At 72.6% G+C, this 18763-nt stretch carries 19 protein-coding genes; 10 read left to right on the forward strand and 9 right to left on the reverse strand.

The annotated features are described in order from the left end of the window. The first annotated feature begins 4 nt into the window (after positions 1-4). Positions 5-769, forward strand: a complete 765-nt coding sequence (locus tag NE236_RS25640; protein ID WP_252844691.1) for a crotonase/enoyl-CoA hydratase family protein — start codon at positions 5-7, stop codon at positions 767-769. A 37-nt stretch (positions 770-806) separates the two neighbouring features. Here NE236_RS25640 and NE236_RS25645 read toward each other — a convergent pair whose 3' ends face one another. Beyond that, a complete protein-coding gene (locus tag NE236_RS25645; protein WP_252844692.1) occupies positions 807-1604 on the reverse strand; it encodes an oxygenase MpaB family protein in 798 nt (265 codons plus the stop codon). Positions 1605-1698: 94 nt separating this feature from the next. Continuing rightward, entirely contained in the window at positions 1699-3339 is a 1641-nt protein-coding gene (locus tag NE236_RS25650; RefSeq protein WP_252844693.1) for a carboxylesterase/lipase family protein, read from the reverse strand. 282 nt (positions 3340-3621) lie between these two features. Between NE236_RS25650 and NE236_RS25655 the strand changes: the two genes are divergently transcribed. The 3 genes from NE236_RS25655 (at position 3622) to NE236_RS25665 (ending at position 5414) form a co-directional block, all read left to right on the forward strand. Beyond that, positions 3622-3849, forward strand: coding sequence for a VOC family protein (locus NE236_RS25655; protein ID WP_252844694.1), 228 nt, complete (start codon positions 3622-3624; stop codon positions 3847-3849). Between the two features lie 38 nt (positions 3850-3887). Continuing rightward, positions 3888-4316, forward strand: coding sequence for an alternative ribosome rescue aminoacyl-tRNA hydrolase ArfB (gene arfB / locus NE236_RS25660; protein ID WP_252844695.1), 429 nt, complete (start codon positions 3888-3890; stop codon positions 4314-4316). A gap of 159 nt (positions 4317-4475) precedes the next feature. After that, a complete protein-coding gene (locus tag NE236_RS25665) occupies positions 4476-5414 on the forward strand; it encodes a hypothetical protein (protein WP_252844696.1) in 939 nt (312 codons plus the stop codon). Between the two features lie 47 nt (positions 5415-5461). Here the strand turns inward: NE236_RS25665 and NE236_RS43790 are convergent, their stop codons facing one another. Further along, the gene (locus tag NE236_RS43790) at positions 5462-5596 is read right to left on the reverse strand and encodes a GNAT family N-acetyltransferase (RefSeq protein ID WP_289850857.1); all 135 of its coding nucleotides are present in this window, start codon (positions 5594-5596) and stop codon (positions 5462-5464) included. A 61-nt stretch (positions 5597-5657) separates the two neighbouring features. Beyond that, positions 5658-6302, reverse strand: a complete 645-nt coding sequence (locus NE236_RS25670) for a TetR/AcrR family transcriptional regulator (RefSeq protein ID WP_252844728.1) — start codon at positions 6300-6302, stop codon at positions 5658-5660. 154 nt (positions 6303-6456) lie between these two features. Here NE236_RS25670 and NE236_RS25675 point away from each other — a divergent pair, with 154 nt between their 5' ends. After that, positions 6457-6864, forward strand: coding sequence for a Dabb family protein (locus tag NE236_RS25675; protein WP_252844697.1), 408 nt, complete (start codon positions 6457-6459; stop codon positions 6862-6864). Between the two features lie 26 nt (positions 6865-6890). Here NE236_RS25675 and def read toward each other — a convergent pair whose 3' ends face one another. Both def and NE236_RS25685 read right to left on the reverse strand, forming a co-directional pair. Next, on the reverse strand, positions 6891-7427 hold the full coding sequence (gene def, locus NE236_RS25680; RefSeq protein ID WP_252844698.1) for a peptide deformylase: 537 nt from the start codon (positions 7425-7427) through the stop codon (positions 6891-6893). Between the two features lie 57 nt (positions 7428-7484). Continuing rightward, positions 7485-8381, reverse strand: coding sequence for a DivIVA domain-containing protein (locus NE236_RS25685; protein WP_252844699.1), 897 nt, complete (start codon positions 8379-8381; stop codon positions 7485-7487). Between the two features lie 215 nt (positions 8382-8596). On the opposite strand from NE236_RS25685, the gene NE236_RS25690 reads away from it, so the two are divergent. After that, positions 8597-9124, forward strand: a complete 528-nt coding sequence (locus NE236_RS25690) for a gamma carbonic anhydrase family protein (protein WP_252844700.1) — start codon at positions 8597-8599, stop codon at positions 9122-9124. Between the two features lie 335 nt (positions 9125-9459). Here NE236_RS25690 and NE236_RS25695 read toward each other — a convergent pair whose 3' ends face one another. Both NE236_RS25695 and NE236_RS25700 read right to left on the reverse strand, forming a co-directional pair. Continuing rightward, complete coding sequence (locus NE236_RS25695; protein ID WP_252844701.1) at positions 9460-10629, reverse strand: CU044_5270 family protein; 1170 nt, start codon at positions 10627-10629, stop codon at positions 9460-9462. Next, positions 10622-11209, reverse strand: coding sequence for an RNA polymerase sigma factor (locus NE236_RS25700; protein WP_252844702.1), 588 nt, complete (start codon positions 11207-11209; stop codon positions 10622-10624). Before NE236_RS25700 ends, NE236_RS25695 begins: the two co-directional genes overlap by 8 nt. 217 nt (positions 11210-11426) lie before the next feature. Here NE236_RS25700 and NE236_RS43795 point away from each other — a divergent pair, with 217 nt between their 5' ends. Both NE236_RS43795 and NE236_RS25710 read left to right on the forward strand, forming a co-directional pair. Continuing rightward, entirely contained in the window at positions 11427-16154 is a 4728-nt protein-coding gene (locus NE236_RS43795) for a hypothetical protein (RefSeq protein WP_289850860.1), read from the forward strand. Between the two features lie 122 nt (positions 16155-16276). After that, positions 16277-16438: a hypothetical protein gene (locus NE236_RS25710; protein ID WP_252844703.1), complete on the forward strand. Its 162-nt coding sequence runs from the start codon at positions 16277-16279 to the stop codon at positions 16436-16438. Between the two features lie 58 nt (positions 16439-16496). Here the strand turns inward: NE236_RS25710 and NE236_RS25715 are convergent, their stop codons facing one another. Next, positions 16497-16778 (reverse strand): metal-sensitive transcriptional regulator, encoded by a 282-nt coding sequence (locus NE236_RS25715; RefSeq protein ID WP_252844704.1) that lies wholly within the window; start codon positions 16776-16778, stop codon positions 16497-16499. Between the two features lie 222 nt (positions 16779-17000). Between NE236_RS25715 and NE236_RS25720 the strand changes: the two genes are divergently transcribed. Continuing rightward, a complete protein-coding gene (locus NE236_RS25720) occupies positions 17001-17618 on the forward strand; it encodes a DUF47 domain-containing protein (protein ID WP_252844705.1) in 618 nt (205 codons plus the stop codon). Positions 17619-17697: 79 nt separating this feature from the next. After that, on the forward strand, positions 17698-18696 hold the full coding sequence (locus NE236_RS25725; protein WP_252844706.1) for an inorganic phosphate transporter: 999 nt from the start codon (positions 17698-17700) through the stop codon (positions 18694-18696). The last annotated feature ends 67 nt before the right edge of the window (positions 18697-18763 follow it).

An 18763-nucleotide genomic window follows, 5' to 3' on the forward strand; every position in this document is an offset into this window, starting at 1 on the left:
GACGATGTCGGATGCGGTCCTGACCGAGGTCGACGGCGGAGTCGCCGTCATCACGATCAATCGGCCCGAGGCGAGGAACGCCGTCAACGGCGCGGTCGCCCAGGGCATCGCCGGCGCCATCGACGAACTGGACGCCCGCAAGGACGTCTCCGCGTACGTCCTCACCGGCGCCGGCGGCACCTTCAGCGCCGGCATGGACCTCAAGGGGTTCCTCACCGGCGACGACCCGACCAAGGGCGGACGCGGCTTCGGCGGCATCACCGAGCGTCCCCCCGCCAAGCCGATCATCGCCGCCGTCGAGGGGTACGCCCTGGCGGGCGGCTTCGAGCTCGCGCTGTCCTGCGACATGATCGTCGCATCCTCGGAGTCGAAGTTCGGCCTGCCGGAGGTCAAGCGTGGCCTGGTCGCCGGCGCGGGCGGCCTGCTGCGGCTGCCGCAGCGGATCCCGTACCACGCGGCGCTGGAGATCGCGCTGACCGGCGACCACTACCCGGCCGCGCGGCTGGCCGAGCTCGGCCTGGTCAACCGGGTCACCGAGCCCGGGCAGGCCCTCCAGGCCGCCAAGGAGCTGGCCGCCAAGGTCGCGGCGAACGCGCCGCTGGCGCTGGCCGCCACCAAGCGCGTCATCGTCGAGTCCCGCGACTGGCCGACCGATGAGCAGTTCGCCCGGCAGGGCGAGATCATCGTCCCGGTGTTCACGTCCAAGGACGCGATGGAGGGCGCGGCGGCGTTCGCCGAGAAGCGCCCGCCGAACTGGACGGGCGAGTAGAACGTCCTGAGGCGACGGGGCCCGGCACCGGGCCCCGTCACCGCGACGATGGAGCGAGCCTCTGCCGCAGAGCGTGCAGGTAGTGGTCGCGCGGCAGTGTGCGGATCGGCAGCGGCAGCCGGGGGTACACCAGGCGCAGCGCCCGGATCAGCAGGTGGAAGCGGGCCTGCCGCGCGCGGTCCCACCGCCAGCCGTACTGCCGCCGGATGGGATCCGGCATGAGCCCCACGGTCAGGAGCCGGATGGCCGCCAGCGCCGGTTCGTTCAGCCGGCCGCCCGGCAGCCGGGGGTGCAGCACCTGGTGGGCGATCGCCCGTGAGGCGTCACTGATCCGCAACGAGGCGAGCGTCCGCGCGTAGTACTCGCGGAAGTCCTCGTACGAGGCGGGCATCATGGCGTACGGGCAGCCCAGGATGGTCGCGAACACCTTGCTCTGCTCGTAGTAGGTCTCCAGTTCCTCCGTCGTCAGCTCGCGGAACAGCAGGCGGTACGCGTGGACGGCGGTGGCGAACAGCGTCGCGGCGACCCAGACCTGGAGCTCGGGGTCGTCGGCCCGGTAGTCCTCGCCGGCGACGCGGAGGTGCATCCGGCGGACGACGTCGCTCAGCCGTTCCGCCTCCTCGCGGGAGCCGAACTCCACGGCGTACACCCACTGCATGGTGCCCTTGAGCCGGCCCAGGGGATCCTGTGCGGTGTGGCTGTGGTCGTAGACCCCCTGGGCGATCTTCGGGTGGGCGGTCTGGAGGAGCGACGCGGCGCCCCCGGCCGCGATCAGCACCCCCTCCCGTCCGACCGCGCGGATGAGATCCCCGTCCTCGAAGTACCCATCGCCCATGCGGCCATTGTAAGTGGTTACTTTCATCGCGGCGAGTGCCGCTCACGCCGTCACCGGAGCGCGCCGCCCGGAAAAGCGAGCGGAGCGCGGGGCCTCACCGGTCCAGGGACGTCCAGAAGGCGCACCGGTGCTCACGGGCGAGGTCGACCGGCCGGACTCCGCCGGTCCCCGGCGCGAGCGACAGCACACGCTCCGCCGCCGGACCCGAGCGCGCCCAGGCCGGCGCGCCCCCGCCGTTGGGGTCGCCCGTGCGGGCGAACCGCGTCCAGTACCCGATCATCTCGTCGGACAGCCGGCGCTGGGCGGCCGTGAGCGGCCCGCGGAACTGCGCGTCGTCGAACAGGTACTGCAGCTCCGAGGCGTGGAACGCGCCTGTCGGGAAGCCCGGCGCGGGGGAGCCGGTGGCCCACGGCGCGCTCTCGTCGGCGAACTCGTACGCGTAGGTCGGCACCCGGGCGCTCAGCAGCCGGTCGGTACGGTGCGCCGTGCAGGCCCAGGCGTGGTCCGTCCACACGGCCGCCAGCGCCGTGCTCGCGGAGCCGTACCTCCCGACGGGATACGCGGCCAGGACCTTCGCCGCCTTCTCCCGCCCGAAGAAGCCCTCGATCTCGCTCCGGTAGTCGGCCTCGGTCGTCGCGTGCCCGGTGAAGTACTCGATCGCCGCGACGAACGTACGCTGCTCGTCGCGGGTCGTGCCCTGCATCACCGGGACCCGGTTGAACCGGCCCGTGGCCAGCGCGGTCGCCGGGTCGGCCGGCAGCACCGGACCGCCGGAGGCCGGCCCGAACCCCTGGCCGCCGTCCGAGGCCTCCTGCAGGGCCGAGACCGGCTTTCCGCGCAGGCAGGCGGCGACGTCCGCGGCGTCACCGCAGCCGGTCTTCGCCGCCACCGCCGCGCCCTGGCGCTCGGCGTCCGCCCGCGGCCGTACGACCCAGTTCCCGTCCCGGTACGGCCACTGCGTCGTGAGGGTGCACGGGCCGCTCTGCACGATGGCGTGCCGGAACAGGCCCGCCGAGCCCGGAGCGGCCAGGTGCGAGCAGACGCTCATGCCCCCGGCCGACTCGCCGAACACCGTGACGTTCCCCGCGTCGCCGCCGAACGCCGCCGCGTTCCGCCGCACCCAGCGCAGCGCCGCCTGCTGGTCCTCCAGGCCGAAGTCGCCCGACGTCCGCCGCCCACCCCGGTCCAGCGACGGGTGGGCGAGGAACCCGAACACGCCCAGCCGGTAGTTCAGCGTCACCACGACGACGTCCCCCTGGACCGCCAGACGCCGGGCCCCGTACAGGTCGCCGGAGCCGGAGTAGTACCCGCCGCCGTGGATCCAGACCATCACCGGCAGCCGCCGCCCGGCGGCACGCCGCGGCGTGGTCACGTTGAGGTACAGGCAGTCCTCGGCCTCGCTCGGCGCGTCACCGAGGAAGCCCGCCGTCTGCGCGCAGGCGTTCCCCGGCCGCGTCGCGTCCCGCGTCCGCGTCCACGGGGTGACCGGTCGCGGCGAGGTCCAGCGCAGCGGGCCGACGGGCGGCGCCGCGTACGGGATTCCCTCGAACGCTCGATGGTCGGCCGCCACGGTACCCCGGACCGGCCCCTGCACGGTCCGCACCACCGCGGCGTCGCCGCCCCCATCGGCCGTGGCCGGGGTCGCCCCGGCCAGTGCCACGCAGACCGGCACGACCGCCCCCGCGACGGCGATCCTCCGGGCCCGCGACCCCGCCCGACCCCTCTGCTCCGACATGAACGCCACCTCCACCGATCCCGATCGACGTTCTCGACTCTGCCCCCGCGAACCCGCCGGGTCAGCGGTGCCGGGTCCCCTTCCGGGGTGGCCCTACCGTCACCGTCACGGTGCGCCCGGCACCACCCGTACGGGCCGGCGGCGTCGGCCGGCGCCGCGAGCGAGGCGCCCGGCACGTGATGGGCGACGCGCCGGCTCGTCGAGCCGCGCCTGCCGGCGGCGGAGCCGCGGGTCTCCGCTCTGCGCCGGCGGCGGAGCCGCGGCGCGCCGCTCTGCGCGCCGGTGGCCTCCGAGGAGCTCATCGCGGCCGGCCGGCTCGGCGTGGGCGCCCTCGCCACCGACGACTGCCGAGCGACGTACGAGGAGCTGAAGGCCAAGGGTGTGGAGTTCACCGAGGAACCGACCGAACGCTTCTACGGAATCGACGCCGCGTCCGGGACCCGTTCGGCAACCCCTGGCGCCGCACCCAGCCGAAGCCCGTCACCGAAGGCGCCATCACGCCATAAATAGGGCGACATAGATCGCGTCTGACGGGGATAATCGATCCCATGTCCGATCCGGTGCGAGTCCGCGGCTCGGTCGTCATCCCCGACGCCGAGCTCCGCTGGCGTTTCTCCCGTTCGTCGGGGCCCGGCGGGCAGCACGTCAACACCAGTGACAGCGCGGCGGAGCTGTCCTTCGATCTCGCCGGGTCATCGGCGCTGCCCCAGCCGTACAAGGACCGCGCGTTGCAGCGCCTCGCCGGGCGCCTCGTCGGCGGCGTCATCACCATCCGCGCCGAGGAGCACCGGTCGCAGCTGCGCAACCGCGAGGCCGCCAAGGCGCGGCTGTCCGCCCTGCTCGCCGAGGCGACCGCCCCGCCACCGAAGCCCCGCCGCCCCACCAAGCCCAGCCGCCGCGTCCACGAGCGCCGCCTGGAGAACAAGCGCCGCCGCGGCGACGTGAAACGCGGCCGCGGCGGCCGCTTCGACACCTGACAGACCAGCCGCACCGCCTGATCATCGAGGTTTCCATGCGTCGGCGGTGCCAAGACCATCGATGATCATGGGAGGACCAGCACCCGACCCGACCTCCCGTTATCCACAGGTGGGGAAAAGGGGTTACCGGGGTCGATTCGGCGTGGCGATGCTGGTTCGATGCTTGAGCAGATCCTGGCCCGGCAGGGTGGGGCCATCGCGCGGTGGCAGGCGCTCGCCTGCGGCCTCACCGACGGAGTGCTGCGCGCTCGGGTCCGCGGTGGCCGCTGGCAGCGGGTCTTCGCCGGCGTGTACGCCGCGTTCAGCGGTCCTCTTCCGCGCGCGACACTGCTGTGGGCCGTCGTCCTGCGAGCAGGAAGGGGCGCGGTGCTGAGCCATCGCACCGCGGCGGAGATCGACGGATTGGCCGATGACATCCGCGACCCGATCCATGTGACGGCGCCCGACGACCGTCACCTGTGGCCGATTCCGGGCGTCCGGGTGCATTACTCGATCCGGCTGGACGATGCCCGTCACCCCGCGCGGTTGCCGCCGCGCACCACGATCGAGGAGACCGTCATCGACCTGGCCGTTTCAGCGCGCGGCCTCGACGAGGCGATGGGCTGGCCGGGGCGGGCGTGCCAGCGCCGCCTCACCACGCCGGATCGTCTGCTCGTGGCCCTGGCGAAACGGAAGAAGGCACGGTGGCGGTCCGAGCTGACGGCGGTGCTGTCCGACGTCGAGGATGGAGCGTCGACGCTGCTGGAGATCCGATTCGTGCGCGACGTCGAACGGGCGCACGGCCTCCCCCCGAGCGCCAAGCAGGTCCGGCTGTTGCGAGGCGGTCGGGTGACGTATGAGGACGCGCGCTCTGAGGCGTACGGCGTCGTGATCGAGCTGGACGGGCTGGCCGCGCATCCGTTCGCCGAGCGTCACCGCGACATGCGGCGCGACAACGCGACCGTCCGCGCGGGGCGGGCACCCCTGCGTTACGGCTGGGGTGACGTCACCGAACACCCGTGCCTCGTCGCGGCCGAGATCGCGGATGTCTACCGCCGCCGAGGCTGGACCGGCGCCCCCCGCCCCTGCGGCCCGTCCTGCCGGGTCAGCGCCGCCTGACCGAGGGTGGTGGTGGAGGGGGCGGTGGTCCCTGATCATCGAGGTTTTCATGCGTTGGCGGTGTCAGGACTCTCGATGATCATGGGGCGCTCCCCGACGTAGCCGAGGCGCTCGTACAGCCGGAGGTTCGCCGCGCTGAGGTGACCGGTGAAGAGCGTGGCGCGCCGGACGCCGGGATCCACCGAACCCTCGATGGCCGCGATCAGGGCGGTGCCGACCCCGCACCTCCCCGGGGAGCCTGATTCAGCGGGGTTCAGGGCCGTAGGCCCGGAGGAAGGTGTCGACCGCGGCGTTCGCCACGGTGCGCGTCTCGGCGGCGGAGACCTTGCGCGTGCCGAGCAGTGAGCGTGCCTCCATCGGGCCGGTGAGCAGTGCCAGGAGGTGTCCGGCGGCCTGTGCGGGGTCGCACCGGCGCAGGCGTCCGGCCAACGAGAGCCGGGCCAGCCGGTCCGCCAGTGCCTCGGCGAGCCGGCTGGACGTACGGCTCTGCACGACCTCGATCATGTCGGGGAAACGGGCGACCTGGGCATAGGTCAGCCACCGCAGGGCGCGGGAGCGTTCGTCGCAGCAGACGCGGAGCATGCGGTAGGCCACGTCCTCCAGTGCCGCCCGCAGGTCGTCGCCGGGGTCGCGCAGCCGCTCCACGCTCGCCAGGTTGTCCGCCGACACGGCCTCGGCCGCGGCCTCCAACGCGTGCCGGAACAGGGTCTCCTTGTCGCTGAGGTGGTTGTACACCGTGGGCTTGGCGACGCCGGCCTCCTCGGCGATCTCCTGCACACATGCCTGGGAGTAGCCCCGGCGCGCGAAGACGGTGAAGGCGGCGTCGAGGATCGCCTGCCGCTTGTCGATGCGCCCGCGGGCACCCTTCCGCCCGGCCGAGGCCGTCATTCCGGTCACGAACGCACACTGTACCGCCCTCGTCGGGGTCTTGAACCGATCGGATCGGCAATCTGAACCCACTGGTAAATTTCCTAACAAGGACACTATGGTGAACCCGTCAGTTCAATGTCAGGTCATACGGCCTGCTTCGGAGGGAGCCACGGTGATCGTCAACATCCTGCGTTTCAGCTTCAAGGACGAGACCACGGAAGAGCAGCGGGCCGAGGTGTTGGCGGCCATGAGGCGGACGGCGACCGTCGACGCCGCGTCGTTCTCGACCGTCGGCCAGGATCTCGGAGACCCCGCCGAGGGGTACACGCACGCGTACTGCGTCGGGGTCAAGGATTTGGCCGCACTGGAGCGCTACATGTACGACCCCGTGCACCTCGAGGGCGACTTCGGGATCCTGCCCCACCTCGCGCGGCTGTCGGCGGTCCGCCTCTCCGACGACATGAATATCGAGCTCGGCGGAGAGATCATGCAAATGCACCTGAAGAAGGTCGCGACGTATCCGCAGTGGGGTCGCCTCCTCGACGCGATCCCCGATGGCGGGATCCCCGCGGACGCGTGACCCGCGCGGACGTGTGATCCGCGCGATCAGCTCCAGTCGGTGGAGCGGATGGCGCGGAGTGCCGCCTTGCGGGCGTCGCCCTTCAGGGTGTCGACGTAGAGCCGGCCCTTGAGGTGCCCCAACTCGTGCTGGAGGCAGCGGGCGAAGTAGCCGGTGCCCTCGACTCGCACCGGCGCGCCGGTCAGGTCGAGGCCTTCGACGACGGCGTGACCGTGCCTCGGTGTCGGGAAGCGGAGGCCGGGCAGCGAGAGGCAGCCCTCGTCGTCCTCGACGGTCTCGCCGTCGGCGGCCACCAGGACCGGGTTGACGACGTGGCCGACGTGGTTGAGCCCGGCGTCGTCGTCGCAGTCGTACACGAAGATCTGCAGGGAGACGCCGATCTGGTTGGCCGCGAGCCCCGCGCCGTCGTTGGCGTACATCGAGGCGAACATGTCATCGACGAGCCGCCCCAGGTCGGCGTCGAACGACCGCACCGGGTCGCACTCGGTGCGCAGCACGGGATCGCCCATGTAGCGGATCGGGCGGACGGTGCCGGCACCGTCGCTTCGTCGTCCGGCTCTCACAGGTAAGGACTCTAGATGATCAGGCCGGTGACCTGCCAGCGGTCACCGGCCTGATCGTCACTCCGCGGGGTCGCCGGTAGCCGGGAACACCTGGACGTTGCGCTCCTGAGGCTGCTGTACGGGCTGCTGCGGCTGCGCGGGGGCCTGGCCCGGCATCTGCGGCTGGTGGTGACGGCCGCCCTGAGGTTGCTGAGGTTGCTGCGGCTGCTCGGGGCGCGGAGCGGGCCGCTCCTGGTCACCCTGGGCGACGGCGTCGGCGACCATCTGCTCCAGCGGGCCGGACTTCTCCTCCTGCTCCAGGAGCGTGACGAGCGTGTCGGTGATCTCGTTGAGCCGGCCGAGCGCCTGCGTGTGCTGCTTGGTCATCTGGGCCAGGCGCTCGGAGGCACTCTCGTTGATGACCGACGAGCGGCGCTCCGCGGTGGTGAGCGTGCGCTCGGCCTCGGTGCGGGCCTCGGTGACCAGCGTGTCCGCTTCGTTCTTGGCGGCGGACAGGACGCGCTCGGACTCCTGCTGGGCCGCCGACAGCATGTGGCCGGCGTTCTCCTGGGCCTGGGCGATCGTGCGCTCGGACCTGCCCTGGGCCTCGTCGACGACGCGCTTGGCCTCGCGCTCGGCCTCCTCCTGGATGTGGGCGACCTTGCGCTCGGCCTCGCCCAGCTTCGACTGGGCCTCTTCCTCGGCGAGGTTGATGATCTGGCGAAGCCGCTCGCTGAGGTCGTCGCCGGTGGGGCGCCGGGCCTCGCGGACCTCGGACATCTCGCGGCGGGTGCGCTCGACCTCGTCGAGGGCCCGGGACAGCCGTGCTTCGAGCTCGCGGATCTGGTTGCGGGTACGGGCGATGTATTCGTCGACCTGACGGCGGTTGTAGCCGCGCATGACGATCTCGAACGTCTCCTCGCGGAGTGGCTCCTCGCGGAAGAGGTTCGGCAGGATCTCGGCTTCGTTGCTCATTGCCCTTGGGGGGTCGAAGGAAACGTCTGTGACGACTCTCGATGGTTCCCCCCTCGCGCGCAAGGGGAATGCGGCTACTGGCAGGAATTCCTGTCCCATCCGTACGGCAGCACGAGAGTCTTCCCAGGTTAAATATCGCAAAATGCCGTATTTGGGAAATATGGCGCGCCGACCGGCCGAGGGCGGCCCCGCCGCCGCTTCTAGACTTGACGACCGTGACTGACTTCTTCCACGGCGCCCTCGGCGAACACGAGCCCGACATCCATCCGGAGGCATGGGTGGCCCCGGGAGCCGTCGTCGTCGGCCGCGTGCGGCTCGGCCGGGCGGCCAACGTCTGGTACGGCTCGGTGCTGCGCGGCGACGACGAGGACATCATCGTCGGTGAGGAGTGCAACATCCAGGACCTGTGCTGCCTGCACGCCGACGCGGGCATGCCGGCCGTCCTGGAGGACCGGGTGAGCCTGGGGCACAAGGCCATGGTGCATGGCGCGCATGTTGAAACCGGCTCGTTGATCGGGATCGGGGCGATCGTGCTGAATGGCGCGCGGATCGGCGCCGGCACACTGGTCGCGGCCGGTGCGCTCGTCGGTCCGGGCAAGAAGATCCCCTCCGGGGTCCTCGTCGCCGGGGTGCCGGGCAAGGTCGTCCGGGAGCTGAACGACGACGATCGTGCGGTCCTCGCCCACACGCCCGAGACGTACGTCCGCAAGGCCGCCCTGCACCGCGACGCCCGCTGGCGCTGATCCGGGTCGCGCCCGACCGCGAGCCGTACGCCCGGTCGGGTCCAGGCCGGTCCGGCGGCGTTGCGCGGACCGGGAGCCGTACGCCGGGTCGGGGCCGGGTTCCGGGCCGGTCTGGCCGCGTGCGCGGACCGGGAGCCGTACGCCCGGTCGGGCCGGTCTGGCGGCGTTGCGTGGACCGATCCCGTATGCCGGGTCGCCTGCGGTCCGTCTGGCGGCGTCGCGTGGACCGATCCCGTATGCCGGGTCGCCTGCGGTCCGTCTGGCGGCGTCGCGCGGACCGAACGTGTACGCGGTGGCGTACGGTCTGGCCCGCGCGATCAGAGGCCGTCCGGGGCTCAGTGTCCGCGCTGCGCCCCCGAGGTGCTGCTGGGTGCCGAGTCCGTCCAGCCCTGCGCGACCACCGTCGAGGAGGTCCACACCACACCAGGGGCCAAGCCCGCCGTGGTGCCGCTCGGCTTCACGATGATGATCTCCTCGCCGAGGGCCCGACCGGTGGTGGTGTCGAGGATCAGGCGGTGCTGCTGCACGCCGCCGAACTTGGTGTGCTCGGTGATCGCGATCGCGGTGCCCGGCCGCCCCTGGGCGTCCTTGACCGAACCGGCCGCCGTGACCGTCTTCAGGTCCGCGAGCATCCGGAACGCCGCGCCCCGGACCTTCGGGGTCACCGGCATGTCCGTGATCAGGCCCTTGGCGACGGTGTACAGCCACAGGTCCGAGGACATCGGGTCGCTCGACGACTCGGTGCCGTGCCCGGAGTACCAGCGCTTCAGGGAGGCCTTGAGCCGCTGCGGGTCGGCGGGCAGCGCCCGTAGGTCCTTCATGCTGACGTTGCGGCCGAGCCAGAACACCTTGTCGCCGTCGACGAGCGGGGCGCGGTTCACGCTGGGCCGGCCCGGCTGTACTGACAGGGGCATCGGCCCGTACTTCGCCCTCCCGGAGCCCTTCGACGCCGGGACCGTGAAGGTGCCCGGGGAGCCCGCCCGCTTCCACGCCGCCGTGTCCGCGGGGCTCTCCGGCCGGGCGCCGAGCCGCTGGTCGCTGCTCCACTGCTCCTGCCGCGGCCGGCTCGGCGTCCACTGCTCCCGCTGCGACCGGTCGATGACGGTGTACCCGCCGGTCACCCGGTAGGCGTTCCGGTCCACGGTCGTGGTGTGCCAGTACCCGCCGACCTTGTCCGCCTGCCCGTCCGCCTCGGTCGCGGCCGCGAGCAGGATGGAGCGGGCGCTCAGCGTCACCGTCGGGCCGCCCGTCCGGGGACCGCCGGTCCGGGGGCCGGCTGTACGGTCGCTGGCCGTGCCGGTCGCGGAGATCGCCACCGCCACCGCCGCCGCGGCCGTGGCCGCGGTGAGGCCCAAGCCGCCCGTCAGCCACATGGTCCGGCGGGCGGGACGCGTACGGCCACGGGCGCGCGCGGCCGCGCGGAGCCGGTCGCGCCCCATCGCGACGACCGCGTGGTCGGGTGCGGGCTTGTCCAGCAGCGAGCGCACCATGCGCAGGTCATCCATTGACGTCGATCTCCTTCTCCAGTGCGGTGCGAAGCTTCTTCCGGGCCCGGTTGAGGCGCGAGCCGACGGTTCCGTACGGGATCTTCAGGGCCTGGGCGACCTCCTCGTGGCTGAAGTCGGCCAGTGCCACGAGCAGCAGGACGTCCCGCTCCTTGCGGGTGAGCGCGGCGAGCGCCCGTGCCAGCTGCGGCTGCAGGCCCGCCGCGGTGACCGCCGTCACGACCTGGTTCTCGTGGCCGTGGTCGTCGGGGGCCGCCCGCGCGCGGGCGAGGGTCTCGTAGTGCCGTGACTCGACGCGCCGGTGCTGGGCGACGAGCCTGGTGGCGATGCCGAACAGCCACGGTCGAAATCCCCCGCGTGCCGGGTCGAACCGCTCGCGTTTGCGGAACGCGACCAGGAACGTCTCGGCGGCCACGTCGTCGGCGGCCTGCGTGTCGAGCCGTCCCGCGACGTACCGGTGGACATCACCGAAATACCGGTCGTAGACGGCGGTGAACCCGTCAGGGTCGTGGCGGTACTCCCGGACGAGGTCGGCGTCGCTCATCTGTCCGCCCGCGTCGACGCCGGCCAAGCCGGTCACGTCTTGATCTCCGTCATGGGCGCCTTCCGGGCGAGGTGGTGGGCGGTCACCTGTACTCCGCGCCTTCGCCCGATCCCTTTCGCTCCCGATCGCGGATTTTTTCGCCCGCGCCCGGACCGCGCCGAGAGGTGTCCGGCACCGTACGGCTCGTCGGTCCGGTTCTCCTCCGTGATCACTTTGAACCCCAGGGTGGTGGGGGGCCGTTTACCATTACATGGTGGTCTGGGGGCAGGCATACGGTGATGGGCCCTCGGCCGCCGCCCAGGATCCCTTCGCGGTGGTCGAGCGTGACACGCGTGCCATGGTCACGGCCGGATGGTGGCCCGCCACGCCGCCCCTCCAGCGGCAGAACCTCATCGCCGGCCGGATGCTCGTCCTGCCGGACGGCACGTGGTGGCTGTTCGGCGCCTGGGCCCGCTGGTACCGCTGGCTCCCCGCCGACGGCCAGTGGCACCTCTGCCCGCCTCCCCGGCTGCCGATGACGCGGACGTCGGCACGGCCGCTGGGGCAGGGGATGCCGGCGCCGCGCATCTCGCCCCACCTGGTGCCGTCCGGCCCCGACTTCGGCCACGAGCCGCCGCAGTCCCTGCCCTTCGTGGACGTCGACATACGGCCCGGAGTGACGTCCCGCGTACGGGCCACCGTCGAGTCGGCGGCAGCCCTCCAGCCGCACGACTACCCGCACTGGTGGAATGCCTTCTCCTCGTCCACGCCGAGCACCGTGGCCGTCGGCTGGGGCGTGATGCTGTGGTCCGCCGCGGCCCCGGTGTTCTACTCCGGTCTCGACGCCCAGCTGCTCGACCTCTGGTCGCCGTACCGCGCCAGGCCGCTGCCCGGCGTCGACGGGCCGCGCTGGCTCACCCCGCCGCCACTGGAGTACCTGGTCGGCCTGTACGCCGAGCGGTTGCGCGCCCACCGGGTCGACGCCGCCGTCGTGATCCTGCGCACGATGTGGGCGATGGCCAGCGCCCTCCGCGAGGACCCCCGCTTCCGGGCACGCGCGGACGCCCTCCTCGCCATCCTCGGCGCCACCCTGCACAACCCCACGGTCGACTACGCCGCCCTCCCGTACGGCGACCAGGCGATCGTCCAGCAGTGGCTCACCCGGTGCCCGCCCGTCCTGGCACCGGCGTTGCGCATCGAGGCGTCGGCGGGTGAGCACTTTCGCAATGCCTTCTACGACCTCGCCGTCGCTCTCGCCTCGATCGCCGGCGACCCGGCCGAACGCGGATACGTCGAACCCCGTCTCATCGCGGCGGCACTGCTGGCCGCCGACCTGGCGGTCGTCCGGCGCGACGTCGCCGGGCAGGTCATCGGCTGGCTCGACCCCGAGACCCGGCGCGTGACGCAGGCGATCCTCACCGGCACGGACCATCCGCTGCGGCGGTTCTGGCCGCGGGACAACCGGCTGCAGCCTCTCCTCCGGCGACGCGTCGAGGCGCTCCGGCCGGCCGCACGTGGCGCGCTCCTGGCCACGGTGTACGCGGCGGACCTCGCCTGGTGCCGGCTCGGCGGCATCCCGGCCCGCCCGCGCGGCTTTCCCGTGCCGGTCGCGGTCCTCGCCGAGATCCTCGGCGTCGACCGCGCCCGGAAGGCGGCACCCGCCGACCCGGTGACCCCCACACCGGGGCTCGCCCCGCTGTACCCCGCCGCCCCGGCGCCCGTGGCACCGCCCGCGGTCCCGCCCGTCGCGTACCAGCCGCCCACCGGCCCGCCCGGCCAGGCCCCCACCTGGGCGGCACCACCCGCAGCACCACCCGCGGCGCCGGTCGCACCCGCCGGGACGATGGGGGACGCCGACCCGTCGTGGGCAGCCCCGCCTGCGGCGGCGGCCGCACCGGCCGGGGCGATGGCCGACGCCGACCCGTCGTGGGCAGCCCCGCCTGCGGCGCCGGTCGCACCCGCCGGGACGATGGCGGACTCCGCCCCGTTGCGGGCCGCGCCGTCCAGGGCGGCCGGAGCCGTCAGGGGCGGCGACCCCGCCCACGTCGATCCTCCCGCGACGCGGCTTCAGGACGACGATTCGTCCGATGTCTCCTCGGATCACCCGTCCGGCACGGCGGCGGCCGCACCCGCTGGAACGATGGCGGACGTCGACCTGTCGTGGGCAGCCCTGCCCGCGGCAGCGGTCGTACCGGCCGGGGCGATGGCCGACGCCGACCCGTCGGAGGCCGCCCTGCCTGCGGCGGCGGTCGTACCAGCTGGGACGATGGCCGACGCGGACCCGTCGGAGGCCGCCCTGCCCGCGGCGGCCGGATCCGCCGGGGCCGTCAGGGACGGCGACGCCGCACCTGCCGACCCTGACGCGACGCGGGTTCAGGACGACGACTCATCGGATGTCTCTTCGGAACACCCGCCCGGCGCGCCGGCGCCCGCGACGCGGGCATGGGACGCCTCCACCGAGGCGGCGACAGCGGTCCCCGGCCCGGCCGTCCACGGCGACACGCCGGCGCCTGCGACGCGGGCCTGGGGCGGATCCGGCGATTCGGGCTCCGCGCCACCGGCCCGGGCGCCGCGAGAACCGGAGGATCCCGGCGCGGTGGTTTCCGGGCCTCCGGCGACGCGGGCATGGGACGCCTCCACCGAGGCGGCGACAGCGCCCCCCGGCCCGGCCGTCCACGGCGACACGCCGACCGCCGGCCGAGGAGAACACGTCCGGCCGGGCGCGGATTCGGCGGGTGACCACCAGGAAGCGGTAGGCGCGGGTTCGCCGGTTGATCGCCGGGAAGTGCCGGGCACGGGTTCGCCAGGTGATCGCAGGGAAGCGGCAGGCACAGGATCGCCGGGTGATCGGCGGGAGGTGCCGGGCTCGGCGGGCGGCCGCCCGGGTGCGCCGGAGGACGACTCATCCGGTGGTGACCGGAGCGCGGAGCCGCAGACGGCGGGCCACGCCACGATGCTCGACCGGCCGCCCCGCGCGCCGGCGGCCGCGCCGCCCGACGCGACGTACATCGACCCGCCCGGAGGCGGCACCCGGGCGGACTCCGGCGGGATACCGATCGTGAGCCCGCTGGGTCATCCGGTGCCGTCCGCACCCTCCGTGCCGGCGGGTCCTCCCATCCCTCCCGCGCCCCTCCTGCCGCCGGGCACGTCCGCACCGCACGCGCCGCCGGGTCCGGGTGACGCGTCACGGCCGGGCGCGGCCCCGCCCGGCACGCCGGGGCCCCCGCGCACCCGGATCCTCAGTGAGCAGCCGGGAGAACAGCCGGGCACCCGCATCCTGGGGGAGCAGCCGGGCGGCCGGATCCCTGGTGAGCGGCCGGGCACCAAGATCATGTCGCAGACGATGATGGGCGACCTCCTGGGTGCGCCGATGCCCGGCCGGCCGGTAGGCGAGATCGAGCCGCCGCCCTCCGGAGCGGTCCTGCCCGAGGTGACCGAGCGGTTCGGGATCCGGTTCGTCTCCGGTGCCGACGATCTCGCCGGGCTCCTCGACGACGTGCACCGCCTGGCGGCGTCCGGCGGGGAGACGGGGCCCGCCATCCTCGTCGTCGGTGCCCCGCACGGCGGCCAGCGCCGCTTCGCCCGCCTCGTCGCCCGTACGCTCGCCGACGCGGGCGTCGGTGACGGCTCCGTGCGCACCGTCGACGGCACCGAGTTCGGCGGTTCGGCCGAGGCCCTCGGCGCGACGCTGGGCGGCGGGCCCCCGCTGCTGTTCGAGTGGATCGACGCGGCCCTGCTGCGGGCGTCCGATCCGGCGGCGGTCGCCGCGGCGGTGATCCGCTCGCGGGGGAGCGCGACCGGCGGGGCGGCGCTGATCGCCACCTGCGAGCCGCGCGCGTACGACCGGCTGAAGACCGACTTCCCGGACCTGGCCGGCGTGTTCCGGGTGTTCCGGCTGCCGGACCTGGCCGACACGCAGACGCGGCTGACCGTCGTCCACGTGCTGGCGGACGAGCGGCGTGTGACGGTCAACGCGCCCGCCCTGCAGACCGTCAGGGCCGATCTGCCGAGGCTGACCGGGTACGGCGACCTGGTGAACGCGCGCCTGGTCGAGGCGTATCTCGATCGGGCGGTCGCGCGGCACACCGACCGGTTCGGGGCGTCCCGCGATCGTCTGGTCCTCACACCGGAGGACTTCACCGGCGTGGCCGAGGAGATCGAGCCTGCACTGCGCGCCCCGGGAGACGTCGACGGCTTCCTGCGCGCCCTCGACGAGATGATCGGCCTGGACGGGGTGAAGCAGACCGTCGAGGGACTGGTCGCCGAGGCGCGGCTCGCCGCGGAGCGCGCCGCGCAGGGGTTGCCGTCGGGCAACCCGAGCCGTCATCTGATCTTCCTGGGCCGGCCGGGCACCGGGAAGCGGACCGTGGCCGGGCTGGTCGGCGGCGTCTACGCCGCGCTGAACCTCCTGGATTCCGGCCAGGTGGTGGTGTGCAACGCCCGCGACCTCGGCGGGGACGACGCGGCGGCCAGGGTCGCGGCGCAGGTCGACCGTGCCGCCGGCGGCGTGCTGCTCATCGAGGACGCCGCCCTGCTCGACCGGATGTCCGGCGTGGTCACGGCGCTGCTGCGGCACATGGAGGAGCGACGCGACAAGTTCCTGTTGGTCTGTTCGAGCGAGCCGGCGGAGATGGACGGCTTCCTGCTGGCCAATCCCGGGTTCCGCGCGGAGTTCGGGGCGATCGTGGAGTTCCGGGAGCCGACCGACCGTCAGCTCGTGCGCTTGTTCTCCCGGTTCGCTGAGCGCGAGCTCTACCTGCTCGACGAGGAACTGCGTGTCGAGCTGCTGGGCCGTTTCGGTGAGATGCGCGGCTCGCGGGGGTTCGCGTTCGCCGAGACGGTCCGCCGGCTGTTCGAGGCGATCGTGGCGCGGCAGGCGGCGCGCCTGGCGGGGGCGCGGGTCGACGCGGCGACGGTGGCCCGCCTCACCGTGCGTGACCTGCCCGAGTCACCGGCCGAGCGGCTGCTGCAGAGTCTCCACGAGGACCGTACCCGTCGGTAGCCCAGGGTGACCCCCGACCCACCTGGGCGGGTGGCCGCCGAATGGCCCTCTTGGGTCATGTGCCACGGCGGATGGGACGCGTAGCCTTTTCCACAGGTGTGGGGATGAACGGAGGTGGACGCGTGCGCCAGTCGTACCTCGATATGCGCGTCCACGACCGGGTCGCGCTGGATGAGATCGAGCTCTACTCCGAGATGCTCAGCGCCGTCGCGACGGCGGATCGGCCGTTGACGACCGATGAGATCGACATGGTGCTCGGGATCGGCCACGCCACACGGTCGTGAGCGACGTCAGGGTCGGCGCACGCGGGGATGCGCCGACCGGCTCACCCCATGGCCGTGCTCACGACTTCACGAGGCGCGCGATGGCCGCCGAAGCCTCCTTGACCTTCTCCTCGGCTGCGGGGCCGCCCTCGTTGATCGCCTCGGCGACGCAGTGGCCGAGATGGTCCTCCAGCAGCCCGAGGGCGACGGACTGCAGGGCACGCGTGACCGCCGACACCTGGGTGAGGACATCGATGCAGTACTCATCCTCGGATACCATCCGCTGTAGTCCGCGCACCTGACCTTCGATGCGGCGCAGCCGGACGAGGTAGGCGTCTTTGTCCTTCGCGTACCCGTGCATACCGGCCACCTTATACCCCCTGGGGGTAAACACCAAGTGATCGTTTGAGACGCCCGCGCCGGGCACCAGAGGCGCGTACGGCCCATGAACCCGATGCAGTCGCTCGACAGACCGGCCGCGCGAGGGGCGTTGCGGTGAAGTAACAGGGGGGCGAGGGTTCGCTTTCCCGCTGGTTAGCCGTACCATCCTCTGCGGACTGTTCCCGCACTTCAGGAGAAGGACGTGCGATTCCGACTCACCCCGCGTGAGGACAGCTACTACGACATGTTCGCGGATTCCGCGAACAACTTGGTCACTGGTGCCAGGCTGCTCGTGGAGCTGATCAGCGACGGGGCCGACCGTGAGGCGATCGCGGAGAAGATGCGCGCCTGCGAGCATGCGGGTGACGAGTTCACTCACGCGATCATGCGCAGACTCAACGAGAGCTTCATCACGCCCTTCGACCGGGAGGACATCTACCGCCTCGCCTCGACGCTCGACGATGTCATGGACTTCATGGAGGCGGCGGCCGACCTCGTCCTGCTGTACAAGATCGAGGAGCTGCCCCATGACGTCGTCGCCCAGGTAGAGGTGCTCGAGCGGGCTGCCGAGCTGACCGCCGAGGCCATGCCCCGCCTGCGCGGGCTGCGCGATCTCAGCGAGTACTGGATCGAGATCAACCGGCTCGAGAACCAGGCCGACCAGACCTACCGGCGGCTCCTAGCCGAGCTGTTCAGCGGCGACTACGACGCGCTGACCGTCTTGAAGCTCAAGGAGGTCATCGACCAGCTCGAGGCCGCCGCGGACGCTTTCGAGCACGTCGCCAACACGGTCGAGACGATCGCGGTCAAGGAATCGTGATCCCGGTGTCGTCGAAGCGCATGGTCGCCATGCCCGCGAAGCGATGTCAGCGGTCCGCGACGAGGAAGGGAACGCCGGCGTGGAGTTGACGGCCCTCATCGTCGTCGTGGGCATCGCGCTGTTCTTCAACTACACCAACGGCTTCCACGACGCCGCGAACGCGATCGCCACATCCGTCTCCACCCGGGCGCTCACCCCCCGAGCGGCCCTGGCGATGGCGGCCGTGATGAACCTCGTCGGCGCCTTCCTCGGCACCGGGGTCGCCAAGACGGTCGGCAGCGGCATCATCGATCCGCCGAAGGACCTGCACGGCCTGTCGATCGTCGCCGCCGCGCTGATCGGCGCGATCGTGTGGAACCTCATCACCTGGTACTTCGGCCTGCCCTCCTCGTCCACGCACGGACTGGTCGGCGGGCTGATCGGGGCGGCCCTCGCGGCGTCCGCCAGCGTGCTGTGGCACGGGGTGATCTACAAGGTCGTGCTGTGGATGGTGCTGTCGCCGCTGATCGGGCTGGTCCTCGGCTATCTGATCATGGTCGCGATGCTGTGGATCTTCCGCAACTCTCATCCCGGCAAGGTCGGGCGCCGGTTCCGCATCGCGCAGTCGCTGTCCGCGGCGGCCATGGCCCTCGGTCACGGCCTGCAGGACGCCCAGAAGACGATGGGCATCATCGTGCTCGCGATGGTCACGACGGGCTACCAGTCGGCCGGCGACTCGCACGTGCCGGTCTGGGTGATCCTCCTCTGCGCCGCGGTGCTGTCCCTGGGCACGTACGCCGGTGGCTGGCGCATCATGCGGACCCTCGGCCGCAAGGTCATCGAGCTGGATCCCCCGAAGGGCTTCGCCGCCGAGGCGACCGCGGCCAGCATCCTGTACGGCACCGCGTTCATCTGGCAGGCCCCGGTCTCCACCACTCACACGATCACCGCGGCCATTATGGGCGTCGGCTCGACCAAGCGGCTGTCGGCGGTCCGCTGGGGCGTCGCGGGCAACATCGTGTTCGCCTGGATCCTGACCATTCCGGCGGCGGGCATCGTCGCCGCGATCGCGTACTGGGTCATGCACCTGTTCGCCTGACCGGCCTCTGGAACCGGCCGACCGGCGGCACGACGGCCGCCGGTCGCAGGGGCGGGGCCCACCGGCC

Source organism: Actinoallomurus purpureus, assembly GCF_024055795.1.
In the GTDB taxonomy this organism is placed as follows: domain Bacteria; phylum Actinomycetota; class Actinomycetes; order Streptosporangiales; family Streptosporangiaceae; genus Actinoallomurus; species Actinoallomurus purpureus.

Coding starts and splice junctions, on each gene's coding strand:
- NE236_RS25640 (WP_252844691.1), top strand. CDS start 5: ATGTCGGATGCGGTCCTGACCGAGGTCGACGGCGGAGTCGCCGTCATC.
- NE236_RS25645 (WP_252844692.1), bottom strand. CDS start 1,604: ATGGGCGATGGGTACTTCGAGGACGGGGATCTCATCCGCGCGGTCGGA.
- NE236_RS25650 (WP_252844693.1), bottom strand. CDS start 3,339: ATGTCGGAGCAGAGGGGTCGGGCGGGGTCGCGGGCCCGGAGGATCGCC.
- arfB (WP_252844695.1), top strand. CDS start 3,888: ATGTCCGATCCGGTGCGAGTCCGCGGCTCGGTCGTCATCCCCGACGCC.
- NE236_RS25665 (WP_252844696.1), top strand. CDS start 4,476: ATGCTTGAGCAGATCCTGGCCCGGCAGGGTGGGGCCATCGCGCGGTGG.
- NE236_RS25670 (WP_252844728.1), bottom strand. CDS start 6,302: ATGACGGCCTCGGCCGGGCGGAAGGGTGCCCGCGGGCGCATCGACAAG.
- NE236_RS25685 (WP_252844699.1), bottom strand. CDS start 8,381: ATGAGCAACGAAGCCGAGATCCTGCCGAACCTCTTCCGCGAGGAGCCA.
- NE236_RS25695 (WP_252844701.1), bottom strand. CDS start 10,629: ATGGATGACCTGCGCATGGTGCGCTCGCTGCTGGACAAGCCCGCACCC.
- NE236_RS25715 (WP_252844704.1), bottom strand. CDS start 16,778: ATGCACGGGTACGCGAAGGACAAAGACGCCTACCTCGTCCGGCTGCGC.